Origin of the sequence: Mycobacterium sp. E136, assembly GCF_001666865.1 — a bacterium.
GTDB lineage: Bacteria > Actinomycetota > Actinomycetes > Mycobacteriales > Mycobacteriaceae > Mycobacterium.
In genome coordinates this window covers 1-23074 of record NZ_LZJE01000203.1, presented here as the reverse complement: position 1 = coordinate 23074, position 23074 = coordinate 1, and the positions used below count along the sequence as shown (strand labels likewise).

Genomic DNA, 23074 nt, shown 5'->3' with positions numbered 1-23074 from the left:
GCGCGCGGTTGGCGGCGAAACGTGGTCACCATAGGGCATGGTGTCTCGGGCGCCTTTCGTGGTCGTCGGCATTGCTGGGCTTTGCCTCGCCGCGGCGTTCCTGGCGCCGACGGTCGACGCGCAGAGCGCGATTGCCATCGACGACCGCGGGTTCGTCGATTCGAAGGCCCGGTGCGAGGCGCCGTGGCAGCCAGTGGCTTTCGGCCGCACCCAGTTCGCGCTCGTGGCGATCTGTAAGCGCAGCGGCAGCCACGAGTACCGCGGTGTGCGGATGAAGGACGGTCTGGTGCTGACCGCACCAGCGGTCGAGAAGACCGACGGGGTGTTCACCGCCGAGAACGACGGAGCCACCTACACGTTCTCGGCGAAGGAACTCGTCGTGAGCGCGGGCGACCGCGTGTTGGTCACCGAACCGATGGTGGCCTACGTCGAACCGCGGCCCGCCGTGGACGGCTGATAGTTGTCCGGCGCCCCGGTCAACACGCAGTGGGTGTGGCCGTAGATCGTCGGCATGCACTTGTTGCAGTGATCGCAGATCGACCGCACCGAGCTGTCCGCCTGGATGCGGTTGAGCAGATCCGGTTCGGCCAGCAGTGCCCGGCCCATCGCCACGAAGTCGAAGCCCTCGGCCATCGCCAGGTCCATCGTCTCGCGATTGGTTATGCCGCCCAACAGGATCAGCGGCAGCTTCAACTCGGCGCGGAACTGCCTGGCGTGGCGTAACAGGAACGCCTCGCGATACGGGTACTCCCGCAGAAACTTCTTGCCGGTCATTCGGATGCCCCACCGGATCGGCGGTTTGAAGGCGTTGGCGAACTCCTTGACCGGTGCATCGCCGTGGAACAGGTACATCGGATTGACCAGCGAGCTGCCCGCGGTCAGTTCGATGGCGTCCAATCCGCCGTCCTCTTCCAGCCACTTCGCCGTCTGCAAGGACTCCTCGACGGTGATGCCACCGCGCACGCCGTCGGACATGGTGAGCTTGGCCGTCACCGCGATCGGGTTGCCCTCCTTCTCGACGGCCTGGCGCACGGCCCGCACGACGCCGCGCGCAACCTTGGCCCGGTTCTCCAGCGAGCCGCCGAACTCATCGGTGCGGCGGTTGAGCAGCGGGCTCAAGAACGAGCTGGCGAGATAGTTGTGGCCGAGGTGGATCTCGACCGCGTCGAACCCGGATTCGATCGCCAGGCGCGCGGCGTTGGCGTGCGCCTCGGTGACGTCGCGAATGTCGTCGCGCGTGGCCTTCTTCGCGAACCGCATCGACAGCGGATTGAAGAAGCGCACCGGCGCCAGCGCCTTGGCCTTGTTGGTCCGTGCGTTGGCGACCGGTCCCGCGTGTCCGATCTGCGCGCTGATCGCCGCGCCCTCGGCGTGGATCGCTTCGGTCAGCCTCGTCAATCCCGGCACGGCCTCCGGCCGCATCCAGATCTGCCAGCCGTCGGTGCGTCCGCCGGGGGCCACCGCGCAGTAGGCGACCGTCGTCATGCCGACCCCGCCTGCGGCGGGCAGCCGGTGATAGTTGATCAACTCGTCGGTGACGAGCGCGTTCGGCGTCGATGCCTCGAACGTCGCCGCCTTGATGATCCGGTTGCGCAGCGTCACCGGGCCGAGTTTGGCCGGGGTGAACACATTGGGCTGAGTGTTCATAGAAAGCGAGCATGCCAGACTGAGACCCGTGGGTGCGATCACACTGGACGGTAAGGCCACGCGCGACGAGATCTTCGTCGACCTCTCCGAACGGGTCGCGGCGCTGACCCAGGGCCGTCTTCGCGGCTCGGCCGCGGTGGCCGGACGCACCCCGGGACTGGGCACGGTGCTCGTCGGCGACGACCCCGGTTCCCACGCCTACGTCCGCGGTAAGCACTCCGACTGTGCGAAGGTCGGCATCAACTCGATCCGCCGCGACCTGCCCGCCGACATCAGCCAGGCCACGCTCGACGAGACGATCGACGAGCTCAACGCCAACCCCGAGTGCACCGGTTACATCGTCCAGCTTCCGCTGCCCAAGCACCTCAACGAGAACTCCGCCCTGGAGCGCATTGACCCGGGCAAGGACGCCGACGGTCTGCATCCGACCAACCTGGGCCGGCTGGTGCTCAACGAGCCGGCCCCGTTGCCGTGCACCCCGCGCGGGATCGTGCACCTGCTGCGCCGCTACGAGGTGGAGATCGCGGGCGCGCACGTGGTGGTCATCGGTCGCGGCGTCACCGTCGGGCGCCCGCTCGGGCTGCTGTTGACCCGGCGTTCGGAGAACGCAACGGTCACGTTGTGCCACACCGCAACTCGTCACCTGCCGGAGTTGGCCCGCGAGGCCGACATCATCATCGCCGCGGCGGGCATGCCGCACATGGTGACCGCCGAGATGGTTCGGCCCGGCGCGGCCGTCGTGGACGTCGGGGTCAGTCGCGACGAGAACGGCAAGCTCGTCGGTGATGTCCACCCCGACGTCTGGGATGTCGCGGGCCATGTGTCGCCCAATCCGGGCGGTGTGGGTCCGCTGACGCGCGCATTCCTGCTGACGAATGTGGTCGAGCGCGCGGAGGTACTGGCCGCGACGTGACGCCAAAGGAGTTCGCGCGCAAGGTTTTCGCCGGTCAATGGCCGTTCTGGTCGGTCGGCCTGATCTTCGCCGCCGCGTTCGTTCTGGTGGTCGCGGGATATTGGCGGCGCGGCGCGCTCGTGATGGCGATCGGGGTCGGGGTGGCGGCGGCGTTGCGGCTGCTCCTGAGCGATGATCGCGCCGGACTTCTCGCGGTGCGCAGCCGTGGCGTCGACTTCGTCACCACCGCCGTCGTCAGCGCAACGATGCTCTACATCGCGTGGACCATCGACCCGTTGGGCACCAGCTGATTCACAGTAAAATGCCCGGTATGCAATCTTGCATGGTGGGCAAGTTTATGGTTACCGTGGTCGCATGGCCGGACTTCGGGAGCGTAAGAAGCTCGACACCAGGCGCGCGCTGAGCGACGCCGCACTCAAACTCGCGTTAGAGCGTGGTTTCGACGGTGTGACCCGCGAGGCGATCGCCGACCTGGCGGGCGTGTCGCTGCGCACCTTCAACAACTACTTCAGCGGAAAGTACGAGGCGCTGGCCTACCGCCAGACCGAACGGTTGCGCCGCAGCATCGCCGTGCTGCGCGGCCGGCCCGCCGATGAACCCCTCTGGACGTCGATCACCGAGTCCGTGCTCGCACCGTTGGAAGAGGACATGAGCGACGCCGACGGCGCGGAGCGCCGGATACCCAGCCGTGAGGAGTTCGCCGAGATACGAAAGCTTCTGATGCGGCCCGAGATTCGCGACGCGGTGTCGAGGGAGTTGTTCGACGAGTGGATGGAGGTGGTCGCCGAGCGCACGGGAACCGACCCGCAACGCGATATGTACCCTCGGCTCGTCGCGGCCGTCGTGCGCGCCGTCGGCGACGCGGCCACCGAGATCTACGTGCGTGCCGATCCGCCGGTGCCGATCACGACGCTGATCCGTGCGGGCTTCGCCGAAGTGGCCGCGGGGCTACCGGATCCGAGCAAGTCATGACCGCCGAAAACGTCGTGATCAGCGGAGCCGGCCCCAACGGGCTGCTGCTCGCGTGCGAGCTCGCACTGGCGGGCGTTCGCCCCGTGGTGCTCGACCGGCTGCCGGCTCCGAGCGAGGAGCCCAAGGCCAACGGCCTTGTGGGCCAGGTGATCCGGCAGCTCGACATGCGCGGGCTCTACCACGCGTTCGGCGGCGAGGAGGGACCGCCGCGTCCCGCGGCCGGTGGGCCGTTCGCGGGGATCGCGCTGAGCTTCTCAAATATCGCACCGAACCCGATGCACGCGTTGCTGATTCCGCAGCCGCGGCTGGTGCGGCTGTTGGAGAAGCACGCGCTCGGGCTCGGTGTCGACATCCGGTGGGGCCACGAGTTGATCGGCCTCGAACCAGGTTCCGACTCCGTTGCGGTGACGGTCGCGGTCGAGGGGCAGACCTACGCCCTGCGCACGCGCTACCTGGTCGGCGCCGACGGCGGACGCAGTTTCGTCCGCAAGCGTGCGGGGATCGGATTTCCCGGGCACACGTCGCCGATCGAGAGCCGCGTCGCCCATGTCGGACTGCCCGACGAGTTGCTCGTTCCCGGCCAGGGATACGACATTCCCGGCTTCGGTCGCCTGAGATTCGGTTACAACCGCTTCGAACGCGGCAGCATCATCCTCTTCCCGCTCGAGCCCGATCGCCCGCTGCTGGGCACCATTGAATACGGCGAGGCACGGCAAAGCGCCGACGAGGACATGACGCTCGACGAGTTGCGCGCCAGCGTCCGCCGCATCATCGGTGTTGATGTACCCCTGCACACCCCGAAAAGGGCGGGCCCGCATGCCCTTCGGCGGCTCGAACACATCAACTCACGTCAGGCCGACCGCTACCGGGCCGGCCGGGTCCTGCTGCTCGGCGACGCGGCTCACGTGCATTCGCCGATGGGAGGGCCGGGCCTGAACCTGGGGCTGCAGGATGCGGTCAACCTTGGCTGGAAGCTGGCGGCCGTCGTCAACGGTTGGCCGGCCGACGATCTGCTCGACACCTACGAGTCCGAGCGGTATCCGGTCGGCGAACGTGTGATGATGCACTCGCAGGCTCAGCTCGCGCTCTCGGCGCCGGGACCCGATGTCGAGGCTCTGCGAAGGCTCTTCGGCGAACTGGTCCAACAGCGCGGTGTCACAGAGCATCTCGCACACTTGCTGGCGGGCTCGGACGTGCGCTACGACGTCGGCGACGACCATCCGCTGTCGGGACGGATGGCGCCGGAACTGGCGCTCGCCGACGGTCGTCGCCTCGCCGAACTCCTGCACCGCGGCCGTGCGGTGCTGCTCGACCTCGACGGCGGAGCCGCAGCGACCGTCGCCCAGCCGTGGGCCGAGCGCGTCGACCCGATTATCGCAGCGGCCGAGGATCCGCCCGCCGCGGCCATGCTCGTTCGGCCCGACGGTTATGTCGCCTGGGCCGCTGAGCAATTCGACGACGCGGGTGCCGACGCCCTGCGGGTCGCGCTCGGGCGCTGGTTCGGCTCGACGCTCAGGCCAGCGAAGCGCGGATGCACACCGTGACGTACGGCAGCGCGAGCCCCGTCGAGTTGGCCAGCGCCGGATGGGTTGCCAACAGCTCGCGCACCCGGTCCAGCGTCCTGGTGCGGACCTTCTCCGGTGACGTGATGCAGTAACTGCGCGACGCGACCAGGTCGATGAGCGCTTGTGGGGTCAGGTAACTGGTCCACTCGACCTGATGGCGTTCGACACCGGTGAACGGTTCGGGCAGCGCCACGGTGTTGCTGAACGGGTCGTGCTCTTGGCCGATGATGTGACCGAGGTCCTTCACCCAGCCCAGCCGCTCGTCGCGGGTGTTCCAGACCAGACCCAGCCGGCCGCCGGGGCGCAATACGCGCGCCACCTCCTTGACCGCGCGCTCGAGGTCGAACCAGTGCCACGCCTGGGCCACCAGCACGGTGTCGACGCTGTCGTCGGGCAGCGGGATCTCCTCGGCGGTGCCGAGCAGTGCGGGCGTCTCGGGCAGCGAACTGCTCAGCAGCTCGAGCATTTCCGGGATCGGGTCGACCGCCACGACGTCGAGGCCGCGCTCGACGAGGCGCGTGGTCAGCTTGCCAGTGCCTGCGCCGAGGTCGAGCACCTTGGAGGCGCCCGACGGCAACAGCCAGTCGATCGCCTCGGGCGGATACGACGGCCGACCGCGTTCGTATGCCGCGGCTTCTGCGCCGAACGACAGCGAGCGATCGTGCTCCGGCCCGCTCACCGAGATGCCAGCTCCAGCGTTCGGCGGATCAGCTTGTACACCGCATCCGTCTCCACCAGAAAGCCGTCATGCCCGTAGATCGAGTCCACGACATCCAAACCGGCGCAGCCCGGCAGCAATTCGGCCAGCTCCTCCTGCAGCCGCAGCGGATAGAGCCGATCCGAGGTGATGCCGCCGACCACCGCGGGCACCGGGCAGCCACGCAACGCGGCCTCGACACCTCCGCGGCCGCGACCGACGTCGTGACCCGACAGCGCCTCGGTGAGCGCCACGTACGTGCCGGCGTCGAACCGCGACACCAGCTTTCGGCCCTGATGCTCCAGATAGCTCTGCACGGCGTAGCGGCCGCCGACGGCCGGATCCTCACCGTCCTGCGGAACGTTGGCGAACCGGGTGTCGAGCTCTTCCTCGCCGCGATAGGTCAGATGCGCGAACCGGCGGGCGATCTCCATGCCGACGTCGGGCGAGAGCCCGGTGCCGTAATAGTCGCCGTTCTGCCAGTTCGGGTCGGCCTTGATCGCGGCGACCTGCGAGCACTGGGTGCCGATCTGGTCGGCGGTGGCTCGGGCGCCGACGGCCATCACCAGCCCCGACCGCACCCGATCCGGATGGCCGACCATCCACTCCAGCGCCCGGGCGCCGCCCAGCGAGCCGCCCATGACCGCGGCGACCTGGGTGATGCCGAACGCCTCCAGCGCGGCGATGTCGGCGCGAACCTGGTCCCGCACGGAGACGACCGGGAAGCGGGAACCCCATGCCTTGCCGTCGGGATGCAGCGAGCTCGGGCCGGTGGAGCCGCGGCAGCCACCGAGCACATTGGTCGCCACCGCGCACCAGCGGTCGGTGTCGATCGGCCCGCCGGGCCCTGCGACACCGTCCCACCAACCGGGGGTCGGGTGGTCGGGTCCTGCCGGACCGGTGATGTGCGAATCGCCGGTCAGCGCATGCAGCACGACGACGACGTTGTCGCGCGTGGGCGACAGCTCGCCCCAGCGCTGCACGGCGATCGACACATCGTCGATGACCGCGCCGTTCTCCAGCGTCAGCGGGCCGATGTCGACCACGCCGATCTCGCCTTCGACGGGCAGACTCAAGGTGGGTACCTCCGAAATCGTCATCAGAACGCCGCCATGGTGTTCGGATCGGTCTTGCCCGCGGAGCTGAACGGCTTGGCCGCGGCGAAACCCTGCTCAAGATCGGTCAGGATGTCGTCGATGCCCTCGATGCCGACCGCCAGGCGCACCAGCCCCGGCGTGACGCCGCTGGCCAACTGCTCCTCCGGCGACAGCTGGGCATGCGTGGTGGACGCCGGGTGGATCACCAGCGAGCGGACGTCGCCGATGTTGGCGACGTGGCTGTGCAGGGTCAGCGCGTTGACGAAGGCCTTGCCCGCGTCGACGCCGCCCGCCAGCTCGAACGCGAGCACAGCGCCGGTGCCCTTGGGCGCCAACTCCTTTCCGAGTTCGTACCACGGGGACGACGGCAACCCGGCGTAGTTCACCGAGATCACGTCGTCGTGGCCCTCGAGGTACTCGGCCACCTTCTGGGCGTTCGCGACGTGGCGCTCGACGCGCAGGCTCAGCGTCTCCAGGCCCTGGGCGATCAGGAAGGCGTTGAACGGCGACGCCGCCGAACCGAGGTCGCGCAGCAGCTGCACGCGCGCCTTGAGTGCGAACGCCGGCGGACCCAGTTCGGCGAACACCACACCGTGGTAGCTGGGGTCGGGTTCGGTGAAGCCGGGGAACTTGCCGCTCGTCCAGTCGAACGTGCCGCCATCGACGATGACGCCGGCGATCGCGGCGCCGTGCCCGCCCAGGTACTTGGTGGCGGAGTGCACGACGATGTCCGCACCGTGTTGCAGCGGCTGGAGTAGATACGGGGTGGCGATGGTGTTGTCGACGATCAGCGGCACCCCGCTGTCATGGGCGACCGCGGCGACGTTCGGGATGTCGAGCACGTCGATCTTGGGGTTCGAGATCGACTCGGCGAAGAACGCCTTGGTGTTGGGCCGCACGGCCGCACGCCAGGAGTCGAGGTCGTCGGGATTCTCGACGAAACTGACCTCGATCCCGATCTTCGGGAACGTGTAGTGGAACAGGTTGTACGTGCCGCCGTAGAGCCGCGGGCTGGACACGATGTGGTCGCCCGTGTTGGCCAGGTTCAGGATCGCGAAGTGTTCGGCGGCCTGACCGGAGGCCAGAAACAGAGCCGCGACGCCGCCCTCGAGCGCCGCGATGCGCTGCTCGACGACGTCCTGCGTCGGGTTCATGATCCGGGTGTAGATGTTGCCGGGCTCGGCGAGGCCGAACAGCGCCGCGGCGTGATCGGTGCTGTTGAATGTGTAAGACGTTGTCTGGTAGATCGGCAGCGCCCGCGCATTGGTCGCCGGGTCGGGCGACTGGCCGGCATGGACCTGTTTGGTCTCGAACGCCCACCCAGCGGTGGGGTCAGTGTCTTCGGTGCTCATCGAATCTCCTGTTGTGAGGGGCCTGGAAGGGGCATTTCACGCACTCAGCGGTAACTGCGCACGCCGGACCTCCGCTGTCTTCTCTGGGGGCCCGTCACAACGGACCCGCGCTTGCCGGTAGCCGCTTCTCAGCGGGTACTCAACCTGGTCATCACCCGGGGCACCCCACCGCGGTTGGAGGGTTGCCGACCAGCAAGCCGGGGCTTGTCGCTGGCACTCATGACCGATGAGAAGCGTATCTCATATTGCTCATCGCGTGCCAGCGAGGGGATCTCGGCGAGGCGTGCCCGAAGCTACCGGTCAGTAGCAGATCACACACCCGAAAGCGGACCCCCCTGGCTCACACACAGGGTCACCTCCGAGGGAATACTGGTAGTCGACTGACCGACTAGCGAGCCGGGAGAACCCCACATGACTGCCGAGCAGCCGACCATCATCTACACGCTGACCGACGAGGCGCCGCTGCTGGCGACCTACGCGTTCCTGCCGATCATTCGCACGTTTACCGAACCGGCGGGCATCAACGTCGAGACCAGCGACATCTCGGTGGCGGCACGCATTCTCGCGGAGTTCTCCGACCGCCTGTCCGAAGAGCAGCGCGTGCCCGACAACCTGGCCAAGCTGGGGAAGCTCACCGAGAAGCCGGACACCAACATCATCAAGCTGCCGAACATCAGCGCGTCGGTGCCGCAGTTGCTGGCCGCCATCAAGGAGCTCAAGGCCAAGGGCTACGACCTGCCGGACTACCCGGGCGAGCCGAAGAACGACGAGGAAAAAGAGATCAAGGAGCGCTACGCCAAGATTCTCGGCAGCGCGGTCAACCCGGTTCTGCGGCAGGGCAATTCGGACCGGCGTGCCCCCAAGGCGGTCAAGGAGTACGCGCGCAAGCACCCGCACAGCATGGGCGAGTGGTCGATGGCGTCGCGAACGCACGTGGCGACCATGAAGAAGGGCGACTTCTACCACGGCGAGAAGTCGATGACCCTCGACAAGGACCGCAAGGTCAAGATGGTGCTCGAGACGAAGAGCGGCGAGACCGTCGTGCTCAAGCCGGAGGTCAAGCTCGACAGCGGCGATGTCATCGACAGCATGTTCATGAGCAAAAAGGCGATGTGCGAGTTCTTCGAAGAACAGATCGAGGACGCCTACAAGACCGGCGTGATGTTCTCGCTGCACGTCAAGGCGACGATGATGAAGGTGTCACACCCGATCGTGTTCGGCCACGCGGTGAAGGTCTTCTACAAGGACGCGTTCGCCAAGCACCAGAAGGTGCTCGACGAGCTCGGCGTGAACGTCAACAACGGGATGTCGGACCTGTACGACAAGATCCAGGCGCTGCCCGCCTCACAGCGTGAGGAGATCGTCCAGGACATCCACGCCGTGCACGAGCACCGGCCGGAGCTGGCGATGGTGGATTCGGCCCGCGGCATCACCAACTTCCACTCGCCCAGCGACGTGATCGTCGACGCGTCGATGCCGGCGATGATCCGGCTCGGCGGCAAGATGTACGGCGCCGACGGGCGGACCAAGGACACCAAGGCGGTGAACCCCGAGTCGACGTTCAGCCGGATCTATCAGGAGATGGTCAACTTCTGTAAGACCCACGGCCAGTTCGATCCGACGACCATCGGCACCGTCCCGAACGTCGGGCTCATGGCGCAGAAGGCCGAGGAGTACGGCAGCCACGACAAGACCTTCGAGATTCCCGAGGACGGCGTCGCCAACATCGTCGACGCCGACACCGGCGAGGTGCTGCTGACGCAGAACGTCGAGACCGGCGATATCTGGCGTATGCCGGTGGTCAAGGACGCCGCGATCCGGGACTGGGTCAAGCTCGCCGTGACCAGGGCGCGGGCGTCGGGCATGACCGCGCTGTTCTGGCTCGACACCGAGCGGCCGCACGAGGTGGAGCTGCGCAAGAAGGTCAAGGAGTACCTCAAGGAGCACGACACCGAGGGCCTGCACATCCAGATCATGCCGCAGGTGTGGGCCATGCGGTACACGCTGGAACGGTTGATCCGCGGTCAGGACACCATCGCTGTGACGGGAAACATCCTGCGCGACTACCTGACCGACCTTTTCCCGATCCTGGAGCTGGGCACCAGCGCGAAGATGCTGTCGATCGTGCCGCTGATGGCCGGTGGCGGCATGTACGAGACCGGTGCGGGCGGTTCGGCACCGAAGCACGTCCACCAGCTGGTCGAGGAGAACCACCTGCGCTGGGATTCGCTGGGCGAATTCCTCGCTCTCGGAGCGTGTTTCGAAGACATCGGGCGCAAGACCGGCAACAAGCGTGCCGTCCTGCTAGGCAAGACGCTGGACTCGGCGATCGGAAACTTGTTGGACAACAACAAGAGCCCGTCGCGTAAGACCGGCGAGCTGGACAACAGGGGCAGCCAGTTCTACCTCGCGATGTACTGGGCGCAGCAGCTCGCCGAGCAGACCGAGGACAAAGAACTGGCCGACCACTTCGCGGACCTGGCGAAGTCGCTCGCCGAGAACGAGGACGCGATCGTGTCCGAACTTGCGGAGGTGCAAGGCGATTCGGTCGATATCGGCGGGTACTACTACCCGGACCCGGAGAAGACGACCGCGGTGATGCGGCCGAGCAAGACCCTGAACTCTGTGCTGGAGGGCGCGACGGAAGAGCCCGTCACCCAGCTTTAGCCGCCGAGCGCCTCGCGCGGCGGTTCTACATGGCGGTCGACGAACTCGAGGATCAGGTCGGCCACGCGCTGCGGCGCCTCGAACATCGGGATGTGGCCGACGTCTTCGAGATGCGTGATCTGCGGGCTCGACTGCAGGTGTGCGGTGAAGTGGCGGGTGAACCGGGGATGCGGCAGAACGCGGTCCTTCTCGCAGATCACCAGGTGCGTGGGGCAGGCGCTCTCGGCCAGCTCCATCAGGCCGGGCGTCAGCAGCGACTTCACCAGCAGCTGGTAGTAGGCCGGACAGTGCGTGACGTCGTCGATGATGTCGATGAGGTCGTCGTCGGACAGGCGGTCCGGCGTGGCGCTGATCGGGAAGTGCGCCAGGTAGCGCGTGAACGGGAACTTCAGGACCCGCTGTCGGAACGCGAGCGTGAACAGCCACACCGGGAAGCCGGCGACGAACTTGCCGACGATCTCGAACTTGGCGGGCGTGAACTTGCTCCAGCCGCCCGCGGGCGCGATCCCGGTCAGCGTGCGGGCCCGGCCCCGGCGCTCCAGTTCGAAGGCGACCCAGCCGCCAAGCGAGTTGCCCACGACGTGCGCGGTGTCCCAGCCGAGCGCGTCGAGTCGGCGTTCGACATCGTCGGCGAGCTCTTTGGTGTCCAGGAAGCGGTGCCCCTTCACGCCGCCGTTGTGCCCGGGCAGCGTGGGTGCGAACACCTCGTAGCGGCCGGTGTCGGCAATCAACGGGACGACCTTCTTCCACACGTTCTGCGACATCATGAACGGGTGTAGCAACAGCATGGGTTCGCCGGAGCCGACGTGCAGCGGGTCGCGCGGCAAGTTTCTAGCCATCAGCCCGACACTAAGGTGATACCGCCGGTACCGCAAGTACGTCGGTATGGTCTGCCGCTGTGACCTCGCTGATCGTCAGCACCATCAACGTCAACGGCATCCGCGCCGCGGTCAAAGAGCGCTCGCCACAGAACCGCGGCCTGCTGCCGTGGTTGGCGTCCACCACCGCCGACGTGGTCTGCCTGCAGGAGACCCGCGCCGACGACACCCAGCTGGCCGCCGCGCTGGCGCCTGCGCTGGATGATGGCTGGCATCTCGCGTCGGCCGAACCCCACATCAAGGGCCGCAGCGGCGTCGCGGTGCTTTCGCGTCACCCGATCGACGCATCGCGGCTGCCGGAGTCCGACGAGTTCGGCGCGCACGGCCGCTACCTGGAGGTCGACACCGCGGGGACGACGGTGGCGACCGTCTACGTCCAGACCGGTGAGGCCGAGACCGACCGTCAGCTCGAGAAGGAACGGTTCATGGCCGAGCTCGCCGCGCGGATGGCGACGCTGACCGACTCGGACGCCGTCGTCTGCGGCGACTGGAACATCGCCCACACCGAGAACGACATCAAGAACTGGAAGGGCAACATCAAGAAGTCCGGCTTCCTGCCCAGCGAGCGTCAGTGGCTCACCGAACTGCTGGCCTCGGGCTGGGTTGACGTGGTCCGCGAGCTCCATCCCGACCAGCCGGGCCCGTACGCGTGGTGGTCGTGGCGGGGCCGTGCCTTCGACAACGACGCCGGCTGGCGGATCGACTATCAGCTGGCCACGAAGGCCCTGGCGACGCGGGCGGTCGCCGCCCGGGTGGAGCGCGCCGAGGCGTACGCGCTGCGCTGGTCGGACCACGCGCCGGTGACGGTCGAATACGGGCCGCGTGAAATGATCGGACGATCATGAGCAGTTCGTCGAAACCCGTCGTCTTCTCCGGTGTCCAACCCACCTCCGATTCGCTGCACCTGGGCAACGCGCTGGGTGCGATCCAACAGTGGGTCGGCCTACAGGACGACCACGACGCGTTCTTCTGCGTGGTCGATCTGCATGCGATCACGATTCCGCAGGATCCCGAGCGGCTGAGGCGGCGCACGCTGGTCACCGCCGCGCAGTACCTGGCGCTGGGCATCGACCCGAACCGCAGCACGATCTTCGTGCAAAGCCACGTTCCGGCGCATGCCGAATTGGCTTGGGTGCTGGGCTGTTTCACCGGGTTCGGGCAGGCGTCGCGGATGACGCAGTTCAAGGACAAGTCCCAGAAGGAGGGTAGCGAGGCGACCACGGTCGGGCTGTTCACCTATCCGGTGCTGATGGCCGCCGACGTGCTGCTCTACGACACCGATCTCGTGCCGGTCGGCGAGGACCAACGCCAGCACCTGGAGCTGGCACGCGATGTGGCGCAACGGGTCAACTCCCGTTTCCCGGACACCTTCGTCATTCCCGAGCCGATGATCCCGAAGGCGACGGCGAAGATCTACGACCTGCAGGATCCGACGTCGAAGATGAGCAAGTCGGCGGGGACCGAGGCCGGACTGATCGGCCTGCTCGACGATCCGAAGGCCTCGGCCAAGAAGATCCGTTCCGCGGTCACCGACAGCGAGCGCGAGGTGCGCTTCGACCCGGACGCCAAACCCGGGGTGTCGAACCTGCTCACCATCCAGTCGGCGGTCACCGGCACCGACATCGACAAGCTCGTCGAGGGGTACGCCGGGCGCGGCTACGGCGACCTCAAATCCGACACCGCGGAGGCCGTCGTCGAGTTCGTCACCCCGATCAAGAGCCGCGTCGACGAACTGCTCGACGACCCCGCGGAACTGGAATCCGTGCTGGCGACGGGCGCCGCACGGGCGCGCGACGTGTCTGCCGCGACGCTGCGGCGGGTATACGACCGGTTGGGTTTTTTGCGCCCGGGCGGCTGAGGTTTTCGGGAGGTTGGCGTGACACAACCCGCCGAGCCGGAAGGTTTCGTCGGCCGGCTGCGGTCGCGATACGAGTGGTTCGACCACGTCATGCGGGCGCAGCAGCGCTACAACGACAGCAAGGGCGATTTCTACGCCGCGGGCATCACGTACTTCACGGTCTTCGCGATGTTCCCGTTGCTCATGGTCGGATTCGCCATCGCCGGCTTCATCCTGGCCAGCCAGCCGGAACTGCTCGCCGATCTTCAGGACAAGATCCGGGCGTCGGTCTCCGGAGACATCGCCACCCAGCTGGTCGAGCTGATGGACTCCGCGATCGAGTCGCGCACCTCGGTCGGCATCATCGGGCTGGCGACCGCGGCGTGGGCGGGGCTGGGCTGGATGGCGAACCTGCGTGAGGCGCTGAGCCAGATGTGGGGCCTGATGCGGCGCGACGCACCCGGTTTCGTGCGCACCAAGCTGTCGGACCTGACGGCCATCGTCGGCCTGTTCGTCGCTATCGCCGGCACCATCGCGTTGACCGTGGTGAGCAGCTCGGGGCTGGCCCGTAAGGCCGTTGAATGGGTTGGGCTGGAGGATGTTCCGGGCATGAGCATTCTGCTGCGGGTGGTGTCGCTCGCGGTGTCGGTGTTGATCAGCTGGCTGCTGTTCACCTGGATCATCGCGCGGCTGCCCCGCGAATCGATCAGCTTCCGTTCCGCGCTGCGCGCGGGGCTGCTCACGGCGGTGGCGTTCGAGGTCTTCAAACAGGTGGCGTCGATCTACCTGCGTTCGGTGGTGACGGGTCCGGCAGGGGCCACGTTCGGTCCGGTGCTCGGCCTGATGGTGTTCGCCTACATCACCGCGCGGCTGATCCTCTTTGCGACGGCGTGGGCGGCAACGTCGATCGAGAACTTGGAGGCCGCGCCCGTCTTCCCGCCCGACGCCGCACAGATCACGCCTCGCGTGCAGGTGCAGGAGGGTGTCGGAGTGGGCGGGGTGCTGGCCGCCGCTGCGGCGGGGGCGCTTGGCGCGCTGGGTATTTCGCGGCTCCGCCGCCGCTAGCTGACCAGCCTGAGCCCGACGACGCACCCGATGATCCCCGCGATCAGGAGCGCCTTGACGGCCGACGCGCTCTCCGCCCCGGTGAGCATCGCGTAGCCGACGGTGAGGGAGGCGCCGATACCGACCCACACCGCATAGCTGGTGCCCGGTGGCAGGCTGCGCATCGCGATGCCCAGACCGGCCATCGAGAGCACCAGCGCCACCAGGAACACCATCGATGGGCCGAGCTTTGTGAACCCCTCGGTCCTGCCGAGCGCGGAGGCCCACACCGCTTCGAGAACACCGGACACCACGAGAATCAGCCACGCCATCCGGCCCACCGTACCCAAGGCGTAACGTGCCGCTGCGTGCCTCTTTCCACGCCGTGGTCGGAGCGGATGGGCCTGTCCGCGCCGATCGTCAACGCCCCGATGGGCGGCACCGCAGGCGGTGCACTGGCCGCCGCGGTCTCACGGGCCGGTGGCCTCGGCATGATCGGTATGGGTAGCTCGGCGACCGCCGCGGCGCTCACCGCCGAACTGCCCCACGTGGCCGGGTTGGACGTCGGTATCGGTCTCGTGCACTGGGTGACGGCGGCGCAGCCCGAACTGCTCGACGTCGCGCTCGCCGCCAAACCCGCTCTGCTGTCCGTCAGTTTCGGCGACGAGTGGTCCTGGATCCGCCGCGCCCATGATGCCGGGGTCCCGGTGGCCGTGCAGGTGGCCGACGTGACCGGCGCGCGACGGGCGGCCGACGCCGGCGCCGACGTGATCGTCGCGCGGGGGGCCGAGGGCGGCGGGCACGGCGAGGTGCGCGTCGGCACCCTTCCGTTGCTCGCGGAGGTGCTCGACGCCGTGACCGTGCCCGTGCTCGCCGCGGGGGGCATCGCGTCGGGCCGCGGGCTGGCCGCGGTGCTGGCCGCCGGGGCGTCGGGCGCCTGGCTCGGCACGGCGTTCACCACCTGCCTCGAAGCGGCGACCTCGGCCGCGGCGAGGAACCTGCTGCTGGGCGCGGCGGGGGAGCAGACCGTCACCACGCGGGTCTTCGACGTGGCCCTCGAATACCCCTGGCCGGCAACGCTTCCCGAGCGCGTGGTGCGTAACGAGTTCGTCGACCGCTTCGACGGTCACGAGGACCTCGTGGACGCCGACGCCCGGTCCGCGCTCACCGCGGCGACGGCCGCCGAGGATTACCGGATCGCGCCCGTCAACGCGGGGCAGGGCGTCGGCATGGTCCGCGAATCACGTTCCGCCGCTGAGGTGATCGAACGGCTCTGCACCGACGCCGAGCGGCTGCTGCGGCGCTGGGCCTAGAGCTGGGGCCGGCGGTTCAGCGACCGCGCGCCCATGATCAACGAGAACACGATCACGCTGCCGACGACCGCGACGCCGACCCGCACCGGCATCGCGTCGATGTCCGACATCATCGGGGAGGCGTTGACCCCGGGATTGGTGGCGGCATCCGGCTTCGTCCCGAGCAGCGAGGGGTCGGGCTCGATCAGGGTGCCGACGCTGGTGCCCGGTGCCGTGGCGAACCCGTAGTCGAGCAGGTGGGCCGCCTGCTCCCACGGGGCGATCGGCTGGCGGGTGCCCTTCATGAGGACGGCGACGAGTCGGCGGCCACCGTGGTCGGCCGCGCCGACGAACGTCTGGCCCGCGTCGTCGGTGTAGCCGGTCTTGCCGCCCATCGCGCCGGGGTAGTTGAGCAGCAACTTGTTGTCGTTCTCGATCGGGTAGCCGGCATCGCCGCGGCCGGGGAAGTCGAATTCCCGGGTCGAGACGATGTCGGCGAAGATCGGATTGCGCCAGGCGTACCGGTAGAACAGCGCCATGTCGTATGCCGAGGTGCTCATGCCCGGTCCGTCGAGCCCCGACGGCGTCGCGACCCTGGTGTCGAGCCCGCCCAGCTTGCGGGCCAGGTCGTTGAGCTTGTGCAGGGTCGCGTCCCACCCGCCGAGCTGCCGTGCCAGCGCGAACGCGGCGTCGTTGCCGGAGTACATCAGCAGGCCGTGCAGCAGGTCGTTGATCGAGTAGTGGCCGCCTTCGCCGACCCCGACCTTGGTGCCCTCCTGGGCGGCGTCCTCGGCGGTTCCCGCGATGACCTTGTGGATCGGCAGGTCCTTGATGGCCTGCATGGCGACCAGCACCTTGATGATGCTGGCGGGCCGGTGCCTGCCGTGCGGATCCTTGGCGGCGATGACGTCACCGGAGTCGAGGTCGGCGACCACCCAGGCCTCGGCCGAGACGTCGTTGGGCAGTGGCGGGGTGCCCGGCGCGGTGATGACGCCGCAGCCGGACAGCTTGTCGCCGCCCATCGGTGTGGCGGGCACCGGCAATGGTGCCGGCGGTGCGTCGCCGGGTTTGGGCACCTCGGACGCGTCGACCGCCGGGGGCGTCGACTCTCGGTACGGACACGCACTCGCCTCGGGCGCTGCGGGCGGCTGGGCACTTGCCACGGCCGGGCCCGCGACCACGAACAGGGCCGCGGCCAGCGCGGCGGCGCGGTGCAGCGGTTTACGAAACTTCGCCATTGTGACCGCACATTAAGCCGCGAAGGGGCCGAAGCCGTGTAGGCGCGCTGTGACTGGTGTTACTTGAGTTTCATTTGTGACTTAGCGCAGCGCTAGGGACGCGAGGTCGGCATGCGCGACGGCGGGAAATCCGATGCTGCCCATCCAGAGTCGGCCGTCGGCCTCCACCAGGCCGGTCACCATGCCGAACTGTGGGTGCTCGCAGCGGATACCCGCGACGACGTCGCCGGTGTCCGGGTCGAACGCCACCGCCCACACTTCGGGCTTGATCTGGGGTTGCAGTTTGTCGGGAAGCTTCCACAGCAGCTTGCGCAGCGCAGGCCAGCGCGGTGCGAGCCATTCGGCGGCGGCGTTGAGCGGCGAGACCATCGCGCACCAGATGCGGCCGTCGGCACCGGTGGACAGGTTGTCCGGATGACCGGGCAGGTTCTCGCGCAACGGGGTCACCGACCCGGCGCGTTCGCCAGTCAGCCAGAACTTCGACAGCCGCCGCCCCATCGTCTCGGCGAACACCAACGCCGACCCGTCGACCGTCGGTGTCACGCCGTTGGCGAAGTACAGCCCCGCCGCCGCGGTCAGCACGGTGCCGTCCGCGTCGCGGCGGAACAGGCTGCCGCGCGGCCGCGCCTCCATCACCGCGCCCTTGAAGTGGGCGTAGTCGAACGCGCTCGTCGACTCGGTGAAATAGATTGTGCCGTCCGGTGATTGGGTGACGTTCGAGCAGAACATCAGCCGCCGGTCGTCGACTTCCGCCACGAGCGTCTGCACCGTGCGGTCGGTGGGGTTCAGCGACATCAGGCCGCCGGGGCTGGTGCAGACCAGGATCCGGCCGTCGTGTGCGACGTGCATGCCCAGCGGGCGGCCCTCGGTGGTGGCGACGACGTCCGCGGCACCGCCGGGGGCGATCCGCACGATGCGGCCGTCGTCGACGCCCGCCCAGATGGCTCCGTCGGCGTCGACGACGACGTCCTCGGGCGCGTGGCCGGGCACGGGCACGACGGTCAGCTCCGCCGACGGCAGATCCGGTAGTGGGTCGACCGGCGGCGGTTGCCAGCGGACGGGGTCGATCGGCGGCTTGTGGGATCCGGGCGCGCTCACAGCGCCGACGGTACGCTTCGGCAGCGCTGCGCTCAGAGCAGTCGGCCCGCCTCGGACAGCACGTCGCGCATGATCTGGTAGATCGCGTCGAACTCCTTCTGGCCGCTGATGAGCGGCGGAGCCAGCTGTACCACCGGGTCGCCGCGGTCGTCGGCTCTGCAGTACAGGCCGGCCTCGAACAACGCGGGGGTCAGGAAGCCGCGCAGCAGCCGCTCCGATTCCTCGTCGTTGAACGTCTCCTTGGTGTCCTTGTCCTTGACCAACTCGATGCCGTAGAAGTAGCCCTCTCCGCGGACGTCGCCGACGATCGGCAGGTCGTACAGCTGCTCGAGGGTGGCCCGGAAATTCGGGGCGTTCTCCTTGACGTGGTCGTTGAGCCCCTCGCGCTCGAAGATGTCGAGGTTGGCCAGCGCCACCGCCGACGACACCGGATGCCCGCCGAAGGTGTAGCCGTGCGCGAACGTGGTCTTGCCGTCGTTGAACGGTTCGAACAGCCGGTCGCTGGCGATCATCGCGCCGATCGGCGAGTAGCCGGACGTCAAACCCTTGGCGCAGGTGATGATGTCGGGCACGTAGCCGAAGTCGTCACAGGCGAACATCGACCCGATCCGCCCGTACGCGCAGATGACCTCGTCGGACACCAGCAGCACGTCGTACTCGTCGCAGATCTCCCGCACCCGCTCGAAATAGCCTGGGGGAGGCGGGAAGCAGCCGCCCGCGTTCTGCACCGGTTCGAGGAAGACCGCGGCGACGGTGTCGGGCCCTTCGAACTCGATGGCTTCGGCGATGCGGTCGGCGCAGTACTGACCGAATGCCTTCTCGTCGTTCTGGTACGGCGCGGGCGCGCGGTAGAAGTTGGTGTTGGGGACGCGGAAGCCGCCGGGTGTCAGCGGTTCGAACGGCGCCTTGAACACCGGCAGGCCGGTGATGGCCAGCGCGCCCTGCGGAGTGCCGTGGTAGGCGATCGAACGCGAAACCACCTTGTGCTTACCGGGTTTGCCGGTCAGCTTGAAGTAGTTCTTGGCCAGTTTCCACGCCGACTCGACGGCCTCACCGCCGCCGGTGGTGAAGAACACCCGGTTCAGGTCGCCGGGTGCGTAGTCGGCGACGCGTTCGGCGAGTTCGATCGCCGTGGGCGTGGCGTAGGACCACAGTGGGAAGAACGCCAACTGCTCGGCCTGTTTGGCCGCGGCCTCTGCCAACTCCTGACGGCCGTGGCCGACCTGGACGACGAAGAGCCCGGACAGGCCGTCGATGTAGCTCTTGCCGTGGCTGTCCCAGATCGTGACGCCTTCGCCGCGGGTGATGATCGGCGGGGTGATGCCTGTGCCATGGCGGGCGAAATGGCCCCACAGGTGGCGGTTGGCTTTGGCGCCGAGTTCGGACGTAACGTCCTGCGCGATATCGGTGGTAGTCATCTAGTGCCCCAATTGTATTGCTGCTTAACAAGTTTCAAATAAACAAGTGTTTCGGTGGATATCACTCCCGGCAGGGCGCGGATCTGGGTGTTGAGAAGGTCGAGGAGGTCGTCGTCGTCCTCGCAGACCACCTCGACGATGGCGTCGAAGGAACCGGCGGTGAGCACGACGTAGTCGACGGATTCGATGGCCGCCAGTTTCTCGGCCACCTTGGTGGTGTCACCGGTGCAGCGGATGCCGATCATCGCCTGTCGGGCGAAGCCCAACTGCATGGGGTCGGTGACGGCGACGATCTGCATGACGCCGGCGTCGACCATGCGCTGCACACGCTGGCGGACGGCGGCCTCGGACAGGCCGACGGACTTGCCGATGCCCGCGTACGAGCGGCGGCCGTCCTGCTGCAGCTTCTCGATGATCTGCTTGCTGAGGTCGTCGAGCTGGAATGCGGCACCCGGACGGGACTGGTTGAGCCGGAACGAGACGGGGCCGAGACCGTGCGTTGCACCCGGAGAAGGCATGCCAGTGATTGTGCACGGAATCCGTCGTAAGGGGCAACCACAGCCATGAAATCATTCGTTTGAGGGCCCCGCCGCTATGGGATGCGTAGCTCGACAGCGAGGTGTCCGTTAGCGTAGGGCCATGACTGCGTCTTCCGTTTCCACCAGTGTGGCGGGCAGCTGGATCGACGGCGCTGCGGTGACGACGGGTGGCCCCGCCCGCCAGGTCGTCGACCCCGCCACCGGCGAGGCCGTCGCCGAATACTCGCTGGCCACCCCCGCCGATGTCGACAGCGCGGTGGCGTCGGCACGTGCGGCGCTGTCCGACTGGGCGACCGCTACCCCCGCCGAGCGCTCGGCGGTCCTGTCCACGCTGGCCCGACTGGCCGGTGAGCGCGCCGACGAGCTGGTCGCCGAGGAGGTCAGCCAGACCGGTAAGCCGGTGCGGCTGGCCGCCGAGTTCGACGTGCCAGGCAGCGTCGACAACATCGACTTCTTCGCCGGCGCGGCCCGCCACCTGGAAGGCAAGGCGAGCGCCGAGTACTCCGGGGACCACACCTCGAGCATCCGGCGCGAGGCCGTCGGCGTCGTCGCGACCATCACGCCGTGGAACTATCCGCTGCAGATGGCGGTGTGGAAGGTGTTGCCCGCGTTGGCCGCCGGGTGTTCGGTGGTGATCAAACCCTGCGAGCTGACGCCGTTGACCACCCTGACTCTCGCGCGCCTCGCCACGGAGGCGGGCCTGCCCGACGGCGTGCTCAACGTCGTCACAGGGGTGGGCTCCGACGCCGGTACGGCGCTGGCCGGCCACCGCGACGTCGACGTCGTGACGTTCACCGGTTCGACGCCGGTCGGGCGCAGGGTGATGGCCGCCGCGTCGGTGCACGGCCACCGGGTGCAGCTCGAGCTGGGCGGCAAGGCGCCGTTCGTGGTGTTCGACGACGCCGATCTCGACGCCGCCGTCCAGGGTGCGGCGGCCGCCGCGCTGATCAACACGGGTCAGGACTGCACGGCCGCCACCAGGGCGATCGTGGCGCGCGAACTCTACGACGACTTCGTCGCAGGTGTCGCCGAGCTGTTCTCCAAGGTCGTCGTCGGCGACCCGCAGGATCCCAACACCGACCTGGGCCCGCTGATCTCGACGGCGCACCGCGCCAAGGTGGCGGGCATGGTCGAGCGGGCTCCCGGCCAGGGCGGGCGGATCGTCTGCGGCGGGTCGGCGCCGGACCGGCCCGGTTCGTTCTATCTGCCGACGGTGATCGCCGACGTGGCCGAGCAGTCCGAGGTGTACCGCGACGAGATCTTCGGTCCGGTGCTGACGGTGCGCTCGTTCACCGACGACGACGACGCGCTGCGGCAGGCCAACGACACCGACTACGGGCTGGCGGCGTCGGCGTGGACGCGCGACGTGTATCGGGCGCAGCGGGCGTCGCGGGAGATCAAGGCCGGTTGCGTGTGGATCAACGACCACATCCCGATCATCAGCGAAATGCCGCACGGCGGTGTGGGTGCCTCCGGCTTCGGCAAGGACATGAGCGACTATTCGCTCGAGGAGTACCTCACGGTCAAGCACGTGATGAGCGATATCACCGGGGTAGCCGAAAAGGAATGGCATCGAACGGTATTCGCCAAGCGCTAGAGGAGTAGCCTCGAATCCATGACCGCCAGCACGCGGGTCGACGAGTTCGAGGAACTGCGACCGCACCTGCTGTCCGTCGCCTACCGGCTCACGGGCACGATGGCCGATGCCGAGGACATCGTGCAGGACGCCTGGTTGCGGTGGAGCGCCGCACAACACGAATCGATCAAGGACCTGCGGGCGTGGCTGACGACGGTGGTCAGCCGGTTGGGGCTGGACCGGCTACGTTCGGCGGCACATCGACGCGAAACCTATGTGGGCGAATGGCTTCCGGAGCCGGTTGTCGTCCCGCTGGACAGCGACGACCCGTTGGCGGCGGTGGTTGCGGGCGAGGACGCCCGGTTCGCCGCGATGGTGGTGCTCGAGCGGCTCACGCCCGACCAGCGGGTGGCTTTCGTGCTGCACGACGGCTTCTCGGTACCCTTCGCGGAGATCGCCGACGTGCTCGGAATCGGCGAGGCGGCGGCTCGGCAACTCGCGTCGCGCGCTCGTCGGGCCGTTGCCGATGCGCCGCCACCGGTTCCCGACGAGGCCCACAACGAGGTGGCGGGCGCGCTGATGGCGGCGCTGGCGTCGGGCGACATGGAAGCCGTTGTGGCGCTGCTGCATCCGGATGTCACCTTCACCGGCGACTCGAACCGCCGGGCACCCACCGCACCGCGCGTCATCCACGGACCGGAGAAAGTGGCCCGGTTCCTGTTCGGACTGGTCCGACGATACGGACCGCAGTTCCTGTCGTCGAGCCAGCTGGCGAACGTCAACGGACAGCTGGGCAGCTACCTCTCCGGCTCACCGGCCAACGATGGCTACCCGGAGGTCATGCCGCGCGTCACCGCGATGACCGTGCGCGACGGCAAGGTCTGCGCGATTTGGGATATCGCCAACCCGGACAAGTTCACCGGTTCACCGTTGAAGGCTCGTCTGTAGCCGTCGTCTCCTCGCGCAAGCGCTCGTCGGAAGCCCACGGAACGCGGCACGAGTCGCCGGAACCGAAGCCCTGCTCGGTGATTCCCAGCGCCGAGTACATCCGCGCCCGCATGTTCTCCACGCCGATTTGATACGTCAGCTCGATGACGCCGTCGTCGCCGAACCGCTGCCGAAGGTCGTCGACCTGCTCATCGGTGATGGTGTGCGGGTCGGTGGTCATCGCGTCGGCGTAGGCGATCGCGGCGCGCTCGTCGTCGGAGAACAGCGGCGAGGTCGCGTAGTCGTCGATGTGCGTG

23 protein-coding genes and 1 riboswitch are annotated in these 23074 nt (G+C 68.0%); of the genes, 12 read left to right on the top strand and 11 right to left on the bottom strand.

Going from position 1 to position 23074, the window contains the following annotated elements:
• Positions 1-40 precede the first annotated feature (40 nt).
• Positions 41-457 carry a hypothetical protein gene (locus A5698_RS13355; RefSeq protein ID WP_156670742.1) on the top strand — a complete coding sequence of 139 codons (417 nt, stop codon included), beginning with the start codon at positions 41-43 and terminating at the stop codon, positions 455-457.
• Here A5698_RS13355 and A5698_RS13350 read toward each other — a convergent pair.
• Positions 424-1647, bottom strand: a complete 1224-nt coding sequence (locus A5698_RS13350; RefSeq protein ID WP_068297405.1) for an NADH:flavin oxidoreductase — start codon at positions 1645-1647, stop codon at positions 424-426. The two genes, A5698_RS13355 and A5698_RS13350, sit on opposite strands and share 34 nt — an antisense overlap.
• A 28-nt stretch (positions 1648-1675) precedes the next feature.
• Here A5698_RS13350 and A5698_RS13345 point away from each other — a divergent pair, with 28 nt between their 5' ends.
• From A5698_RS13345 to A5698_RS13330, 4 genes are all read left to right on the top strand, one after another.
• A complete protein-coding gene (locus A5698_RS13345; RefSeq protein WP_068297401.1) occupies positions 1676-2560 on the top strand; it encodes a bifunctional methylenetetrahydrofolate dehydrogenase/methenyltetrahydrofolate cyclohydrolase in 885 nt (294 codons plus the stop codon).
• Positions 2557-2850: a DUF3017 domain-containing protein gene (locus tag A5698_RS13340; RefSeq protein ID WP_067091351.1), complete on the top strand. Its 294-nt coding sequence runs from the start codon at positions 2557-2559 to the stop codon at positions 2848-2850. The genes A5698_RS13345 and A5698_RS13340 overlap by 4 nt, the downstream gene beginning before the upstream one ends.
• 64 nt (positions 2851-2914) lie before the next feature.
• Entirely contained in the window at positions 2915-3532 is a 618-nt protein-coding gene (locus A5698_RS13335; RefSeq protein ID WP_068297399.1) for an acyl-CoA-like ligand-binding transcription factor, read from the top strand.
• Positions 3529-5076, top strand: a complete 1548-nt coding sequence (locus A5698_RS13330; protein WP_068297395.1) for an FAD-dependent monooxygenase — start codon at positions 3529-3531, stop codon at positions 5074-5076. The genes A5698_RS13335 and A5698_RS13330 overlap by 4 nt, the downstream gene beginning before the upstream one ends.
• Here the strand turns inward: A5698_RS13330 and A5698_RS13325 are convergent.
• Genes A5698_RS13325 through A5698_RS13315 form a run of 3 tightly spaced genes read right to left on the bottom strand, consistent with a single transcriptional unit; the run spans position 5045 to position 8243 of the window.
• Positions 5045-5776 carry a class I SAM-dependent methyltransferase gene (locus tag A5698_RS13325; RefSeq protein ID WP_068297391.1) on the bottom strand — a complete coding sequence of 244 codons (732 nt, stop codon included), beginning with the start codon at positions 5774-5776 and terminating at the stop codon, positions 5045-5047. The genes A5698_RS13330 and A5698_RS13325 overlap by 32 nt on opposite strands.
• Entirely contained in the window at positions 5773-6894 is a 1122-nt protein-coding gene (gene metX / locus A5698_RS13320; protein ID WP_068297389.1) for a homoserine O-acetyltransferase MetX, read from the bottom strand. The genes A5698_RS13325 and metX overlap by 4 nt, the downstream gene beginning before the upstream one ends.
• A complete protein-coding gene (locus tag A5698_RS13315) occupies positions 6894-8243 on the bottom strand; it encodes a bifunctional o-acetylhomoserine/o-acetylserine sulfhydrylase (protein ID WP_068297386.1) in 1350 nt (449 codons plus the stop codon). The genes metX and A5698_RS13315 overlap by 1 nt, the downstream gene beginning before the upstream one ends.
• A 102-nt stretch (positions 8244-8345) precedes the next feature.
• A riboswitch (SAM riboswitch) is annotated at positions 8346-8468 on the bottom strand.
• Between the two features lie 186 nt (positions 8469-8654).
• Here A5698_RS13315 and A5698_RS13310 point away from each other — a divergent pair.
• Entirely contained in the window at positions 8655-10910 is a 2256-nt protein-coding gene (locus tag A5698_RS13310; protein WP_068297383.1) for an NADP-dependent isocitrate dehydrogenase, read from the top strand.
• Here the strand turns inward: A5698_RS13310 and ephH are convergent.
• The gene (gene ephH, locus A5698_RS13305) at positions 10907-11698 is read right to left on the bottom strand and encodes an epoxide hydrolase EphH (protein WP_156670743.1); all 792 of its coding nucleotides are present in this window, start codon (positions 11696-11698) and stop codon (positions 10907-10909) included. The genes A5698_RS13310 and ephH overlap by 4 nt on opposite strands.
• Positions 11699-11817: 119 nt before the next feature.
• On the opposite strand from ephH, the gene A5698_RS13300 reads away from it, so the two are divergent.
• Genes A5698_RS13300 through yhjD form a run of 3 tightly spaced genes read left to right on the top strand, consistent with a single transcriptional unit; the run spans position 11818 to position 14690 of the window.
• Positions 11818-12633, top strand: a complete 816-nt coding sequence (locus A5698_RS13300; RefSeq protein WP_068297430.1) for an exodeoxyribonuclease III — start codon at positions 11818-11820, stop codon at positions 12631-12633.
• Positions 12630-13646, top strand: coding sequence for a tryptophan--tRNA ligase (gene trpS, locus A5698_RS13295; RefSeq protein ID WP_068297377.1), 1017 nt, complete (start codon positions 12630-12632; stop codon positions 13644-13646). The genes A5698_RS13300 and trpS overlap by 4 nt, the downstream gene beginning before the upstream one ends.
• A gap of 18 nt (positions 13647-13664) precedes the next feature.
• Positions 13665-14690 carry an inner membrane protein YhjD gene (gene yhjD, locus A5698_RS13290; protein ID WP_068297374.1) on the top strand — a complete coding sequence of 342 codons (1026 nt, stop codon included), beginning with the start codon at positions 13665-13667 and terminating at the stop codon, positions 14688-14690.
• Here the strand turns inward: yhjD and A5698_RS13285 are convergent.
• A complete protein-coding gene (locus A5698_RS13285; protein ID WP_067091376.1) occupies positions 14687-15001 on the bottom strand; it encodes a DMT family transporter in 315 nt (104 codons plus the stop codon). The two genes, yhjD and A5698_RS13285, sit on opposite strands and share 4 nt — an antisense overlap.
• Before the next feature lie 66 nt (positions 15002-15067).
• On the opposite strand from A5698_RS13285, the gene A5698_RS13280 reads away from it, so the two are divergent.
• Entirely contained in the window at positions 15068-15982 is a 915-nt protein-coding gene (locus A5698_RS13280) for an NAD(P)H-dependent flavin oxidoreductase (protein ID WP_231967397.1), read from the top strand.
• Here A5698_RS13280 and A5698_RS13275 read toward each other — a convergent pair.
• From A5698_RS13275 to A5698_RS13260, 4 genes are all read right to left on the bottom strand, one after another.
• Positions 15979-17199 (bottom strand): D-alanyl-D-alanine carboxypeptidase family protein, encoded by a 1221-nt coding sequence (locus A5698_RS13275; RefSeq protein WP_068297367.1) that lies wholly within the window; start codon positions 17197-17199, stop codon positions 15979-15981. The genes A5698_RS13280 and A5698_RS13275 overlap by 4 nt on opposite strands.
• 81 nt (positions 17200-17280) lie before the next feature.
• On the bottom strand, positions 17281-18297 hold the full coding sequence (locus A5698_RS13270) for an SMP-30/gluconolactonase/LRE family protein (protein WP_068297364.1): 1017 nt from the start codon (positions 18295-18297) through the stop codon (positions 17281-17283).
• A 32-nt stretch (positions 18298-18329) separates the two neighbouring features.
• On the bottom strand, positions 18330-19715 hold the full coding sequence (locus A5698_RS13265) for an aspartate aminotransferase family protein (RefSeq protein ID WP_068297361.1): 1386 nt from the start codon (positions 19713-19715) through the stop codon (positions 18330-18332).
• On the bottom strand, positions 19712-20233 hold the full coding sequence (locus tag A5698_RS13260; protein WP_068297357.1) for an Lrp/AsnC family transcriptional regulator: 522 nt from the start codon (positions 20231-20233) through the stop codon (positions 19712-19714). Before A5698_RS13260 ends, A5698_RS13265 begins: the two co-directional genes overlap by 4 nt.
• Positions 20234-20354: 121 nt before the next feature.
• Between A5698_RS13260 and A5698_RS13255 the strand changes: the two genes are divergently transcribed.
• Together A5698_RS13255 and A5698_RS13250 are read left to right on the top strand one after the other, a co-directional pair.
• Positions 20355-21851: a gamma-aminobutyraldehyde dehydrogenase gene (locus A5698_RS13255; RefSeq protein WP_068297353.1), complete on the top strand. Its 1497-nt coding sequence runs from the start codon at positions 20355-20357 to the stop codon at positions 21849-21851.
• Between the two features lie 18 nt (positions 21852-21869).
• Complete coding sequence (locus A5698_RS13250; RefSeq protein ID WP_068297350.1) at positions 21870-22778, top strand: sigma-70 family RNA polymerase sigma factor; 909 nt, start codon at positions 21870-21872, stop codon at positions 22776-22778.
• Here the strand turns inward: A5698_RS13250 and A5698_RS28995 are convergent.
• A partial coding sequence (locus A5698_RS28995; RefSeq protein ID WP_197506758.1) for a carboxymuconolactone decarboxylase family protein occupies positions 22747-23074 on the bottom strand: 328 nt, incomplete at its 5' end. The genes A5698_RS13250 and A5698_RS28995 overlap by 32 nt on opposite strands.

Coding starts and splice junctions, on each gene's coding strand:
- A5698_RS13260 (WP_068297357.1), bottom strand. CDS start 20,233: ATGCCTTCTCCGGGTGCAACGCACGGTCTCGGCCCCGTCTCGTTCCGG.
- A5698_RS13255 (WP_068297353.1), top strand. CDS start 20,355: ATGACTGCGTCTTCCGTTTCCACCAGTGTGGCGGGCAGCTGGATCGAC.
- A5698_RS13335 (WP_068297399.1), top strand. CDS start 2,915: ATGGCCGGACTTCGGGAGCGTAAGAAGCTCGACACCAGGCGCGCGCTG.
- A5698_RS13285 (WP_067091376.1), bottom strand. CDS start 15,001: ATGGCGTGGCTGATTCTCGTGGTGTCCGGTGTTCTCGAAGCGGTGTGG.
- A5698_RS13265 (WP_068297361.1), bottom strand. CDS start 19,715: ATGACTACCACCGATATCGCGCAGGACGTTACGTCCGAACTCGGCGCC.
- A5698_RS13310 (WP_068297383.1), top strand. CDS start 8,655: ATGACTGCCGAGCAGCCGACCATCATCTACACGCTGACCGACGAGGCG.
- metX (WP_068297389.1), bottom strand. CDS start 6,894: ATGACGATTTCGGAGGTACCCACCTTGAGTCTGCCCGTCGAAGGCGAG.
- A5698_RS13315 (WP_068297386.1), bottom strand. CDS start 8,243: ATGAGCACCGAAGACACTGACCCCACCGCTGGGTGGGCGTTCGAGACC.
- A5698_RS13350 (WP_068297405.1), bottom strand. CDS start 1,647: ATGAACACTCAGCCCAATGTGTTCACCCCGGCCAAACTCGGCCCGGTG.
- ephH (WP_156670743.1), bottom strand. CDS start 11,698: ATGCTGTTGCTACACCCGTTCATGATGTCGCAGAACGTGTGGAAGAAG.
- trpS (WP_068297377.1), top strand. CDS start 12,630: ATGAGCAGTTCGTCGAAACCCGTCGTCTTCTCCGGTGTCCAACCCACC.
- A5698_RS13280 (WP_231967397.1), top strand. CDS start 15,068: ATGGGCCTGTCCGCGCCGATCGTCAACGCCCCGATGGGCGGCACCGCA.
- A5698_RS13275 (WP_068297367.1), bottom strand. CDS start 17,199: ATGGCGAAGTTTCGTAAACCGCTGCACCGCGCCGCCGCGCTGGCCGCG.
- A5698_RS13250 (WP_068297350.1), top strand. CDS start 21,870: ATGACCGCCAGCACGCGGGTCGACGAGTTCGAGGAACTGCGACCGCAC.
- A5698_RS13330 (WP_068297395.1), top strand. CDS start 3,529: ATGACCGCCGAAAACGTCGTGATCAGCGGAGCCGGCCCCAACGGGCTG.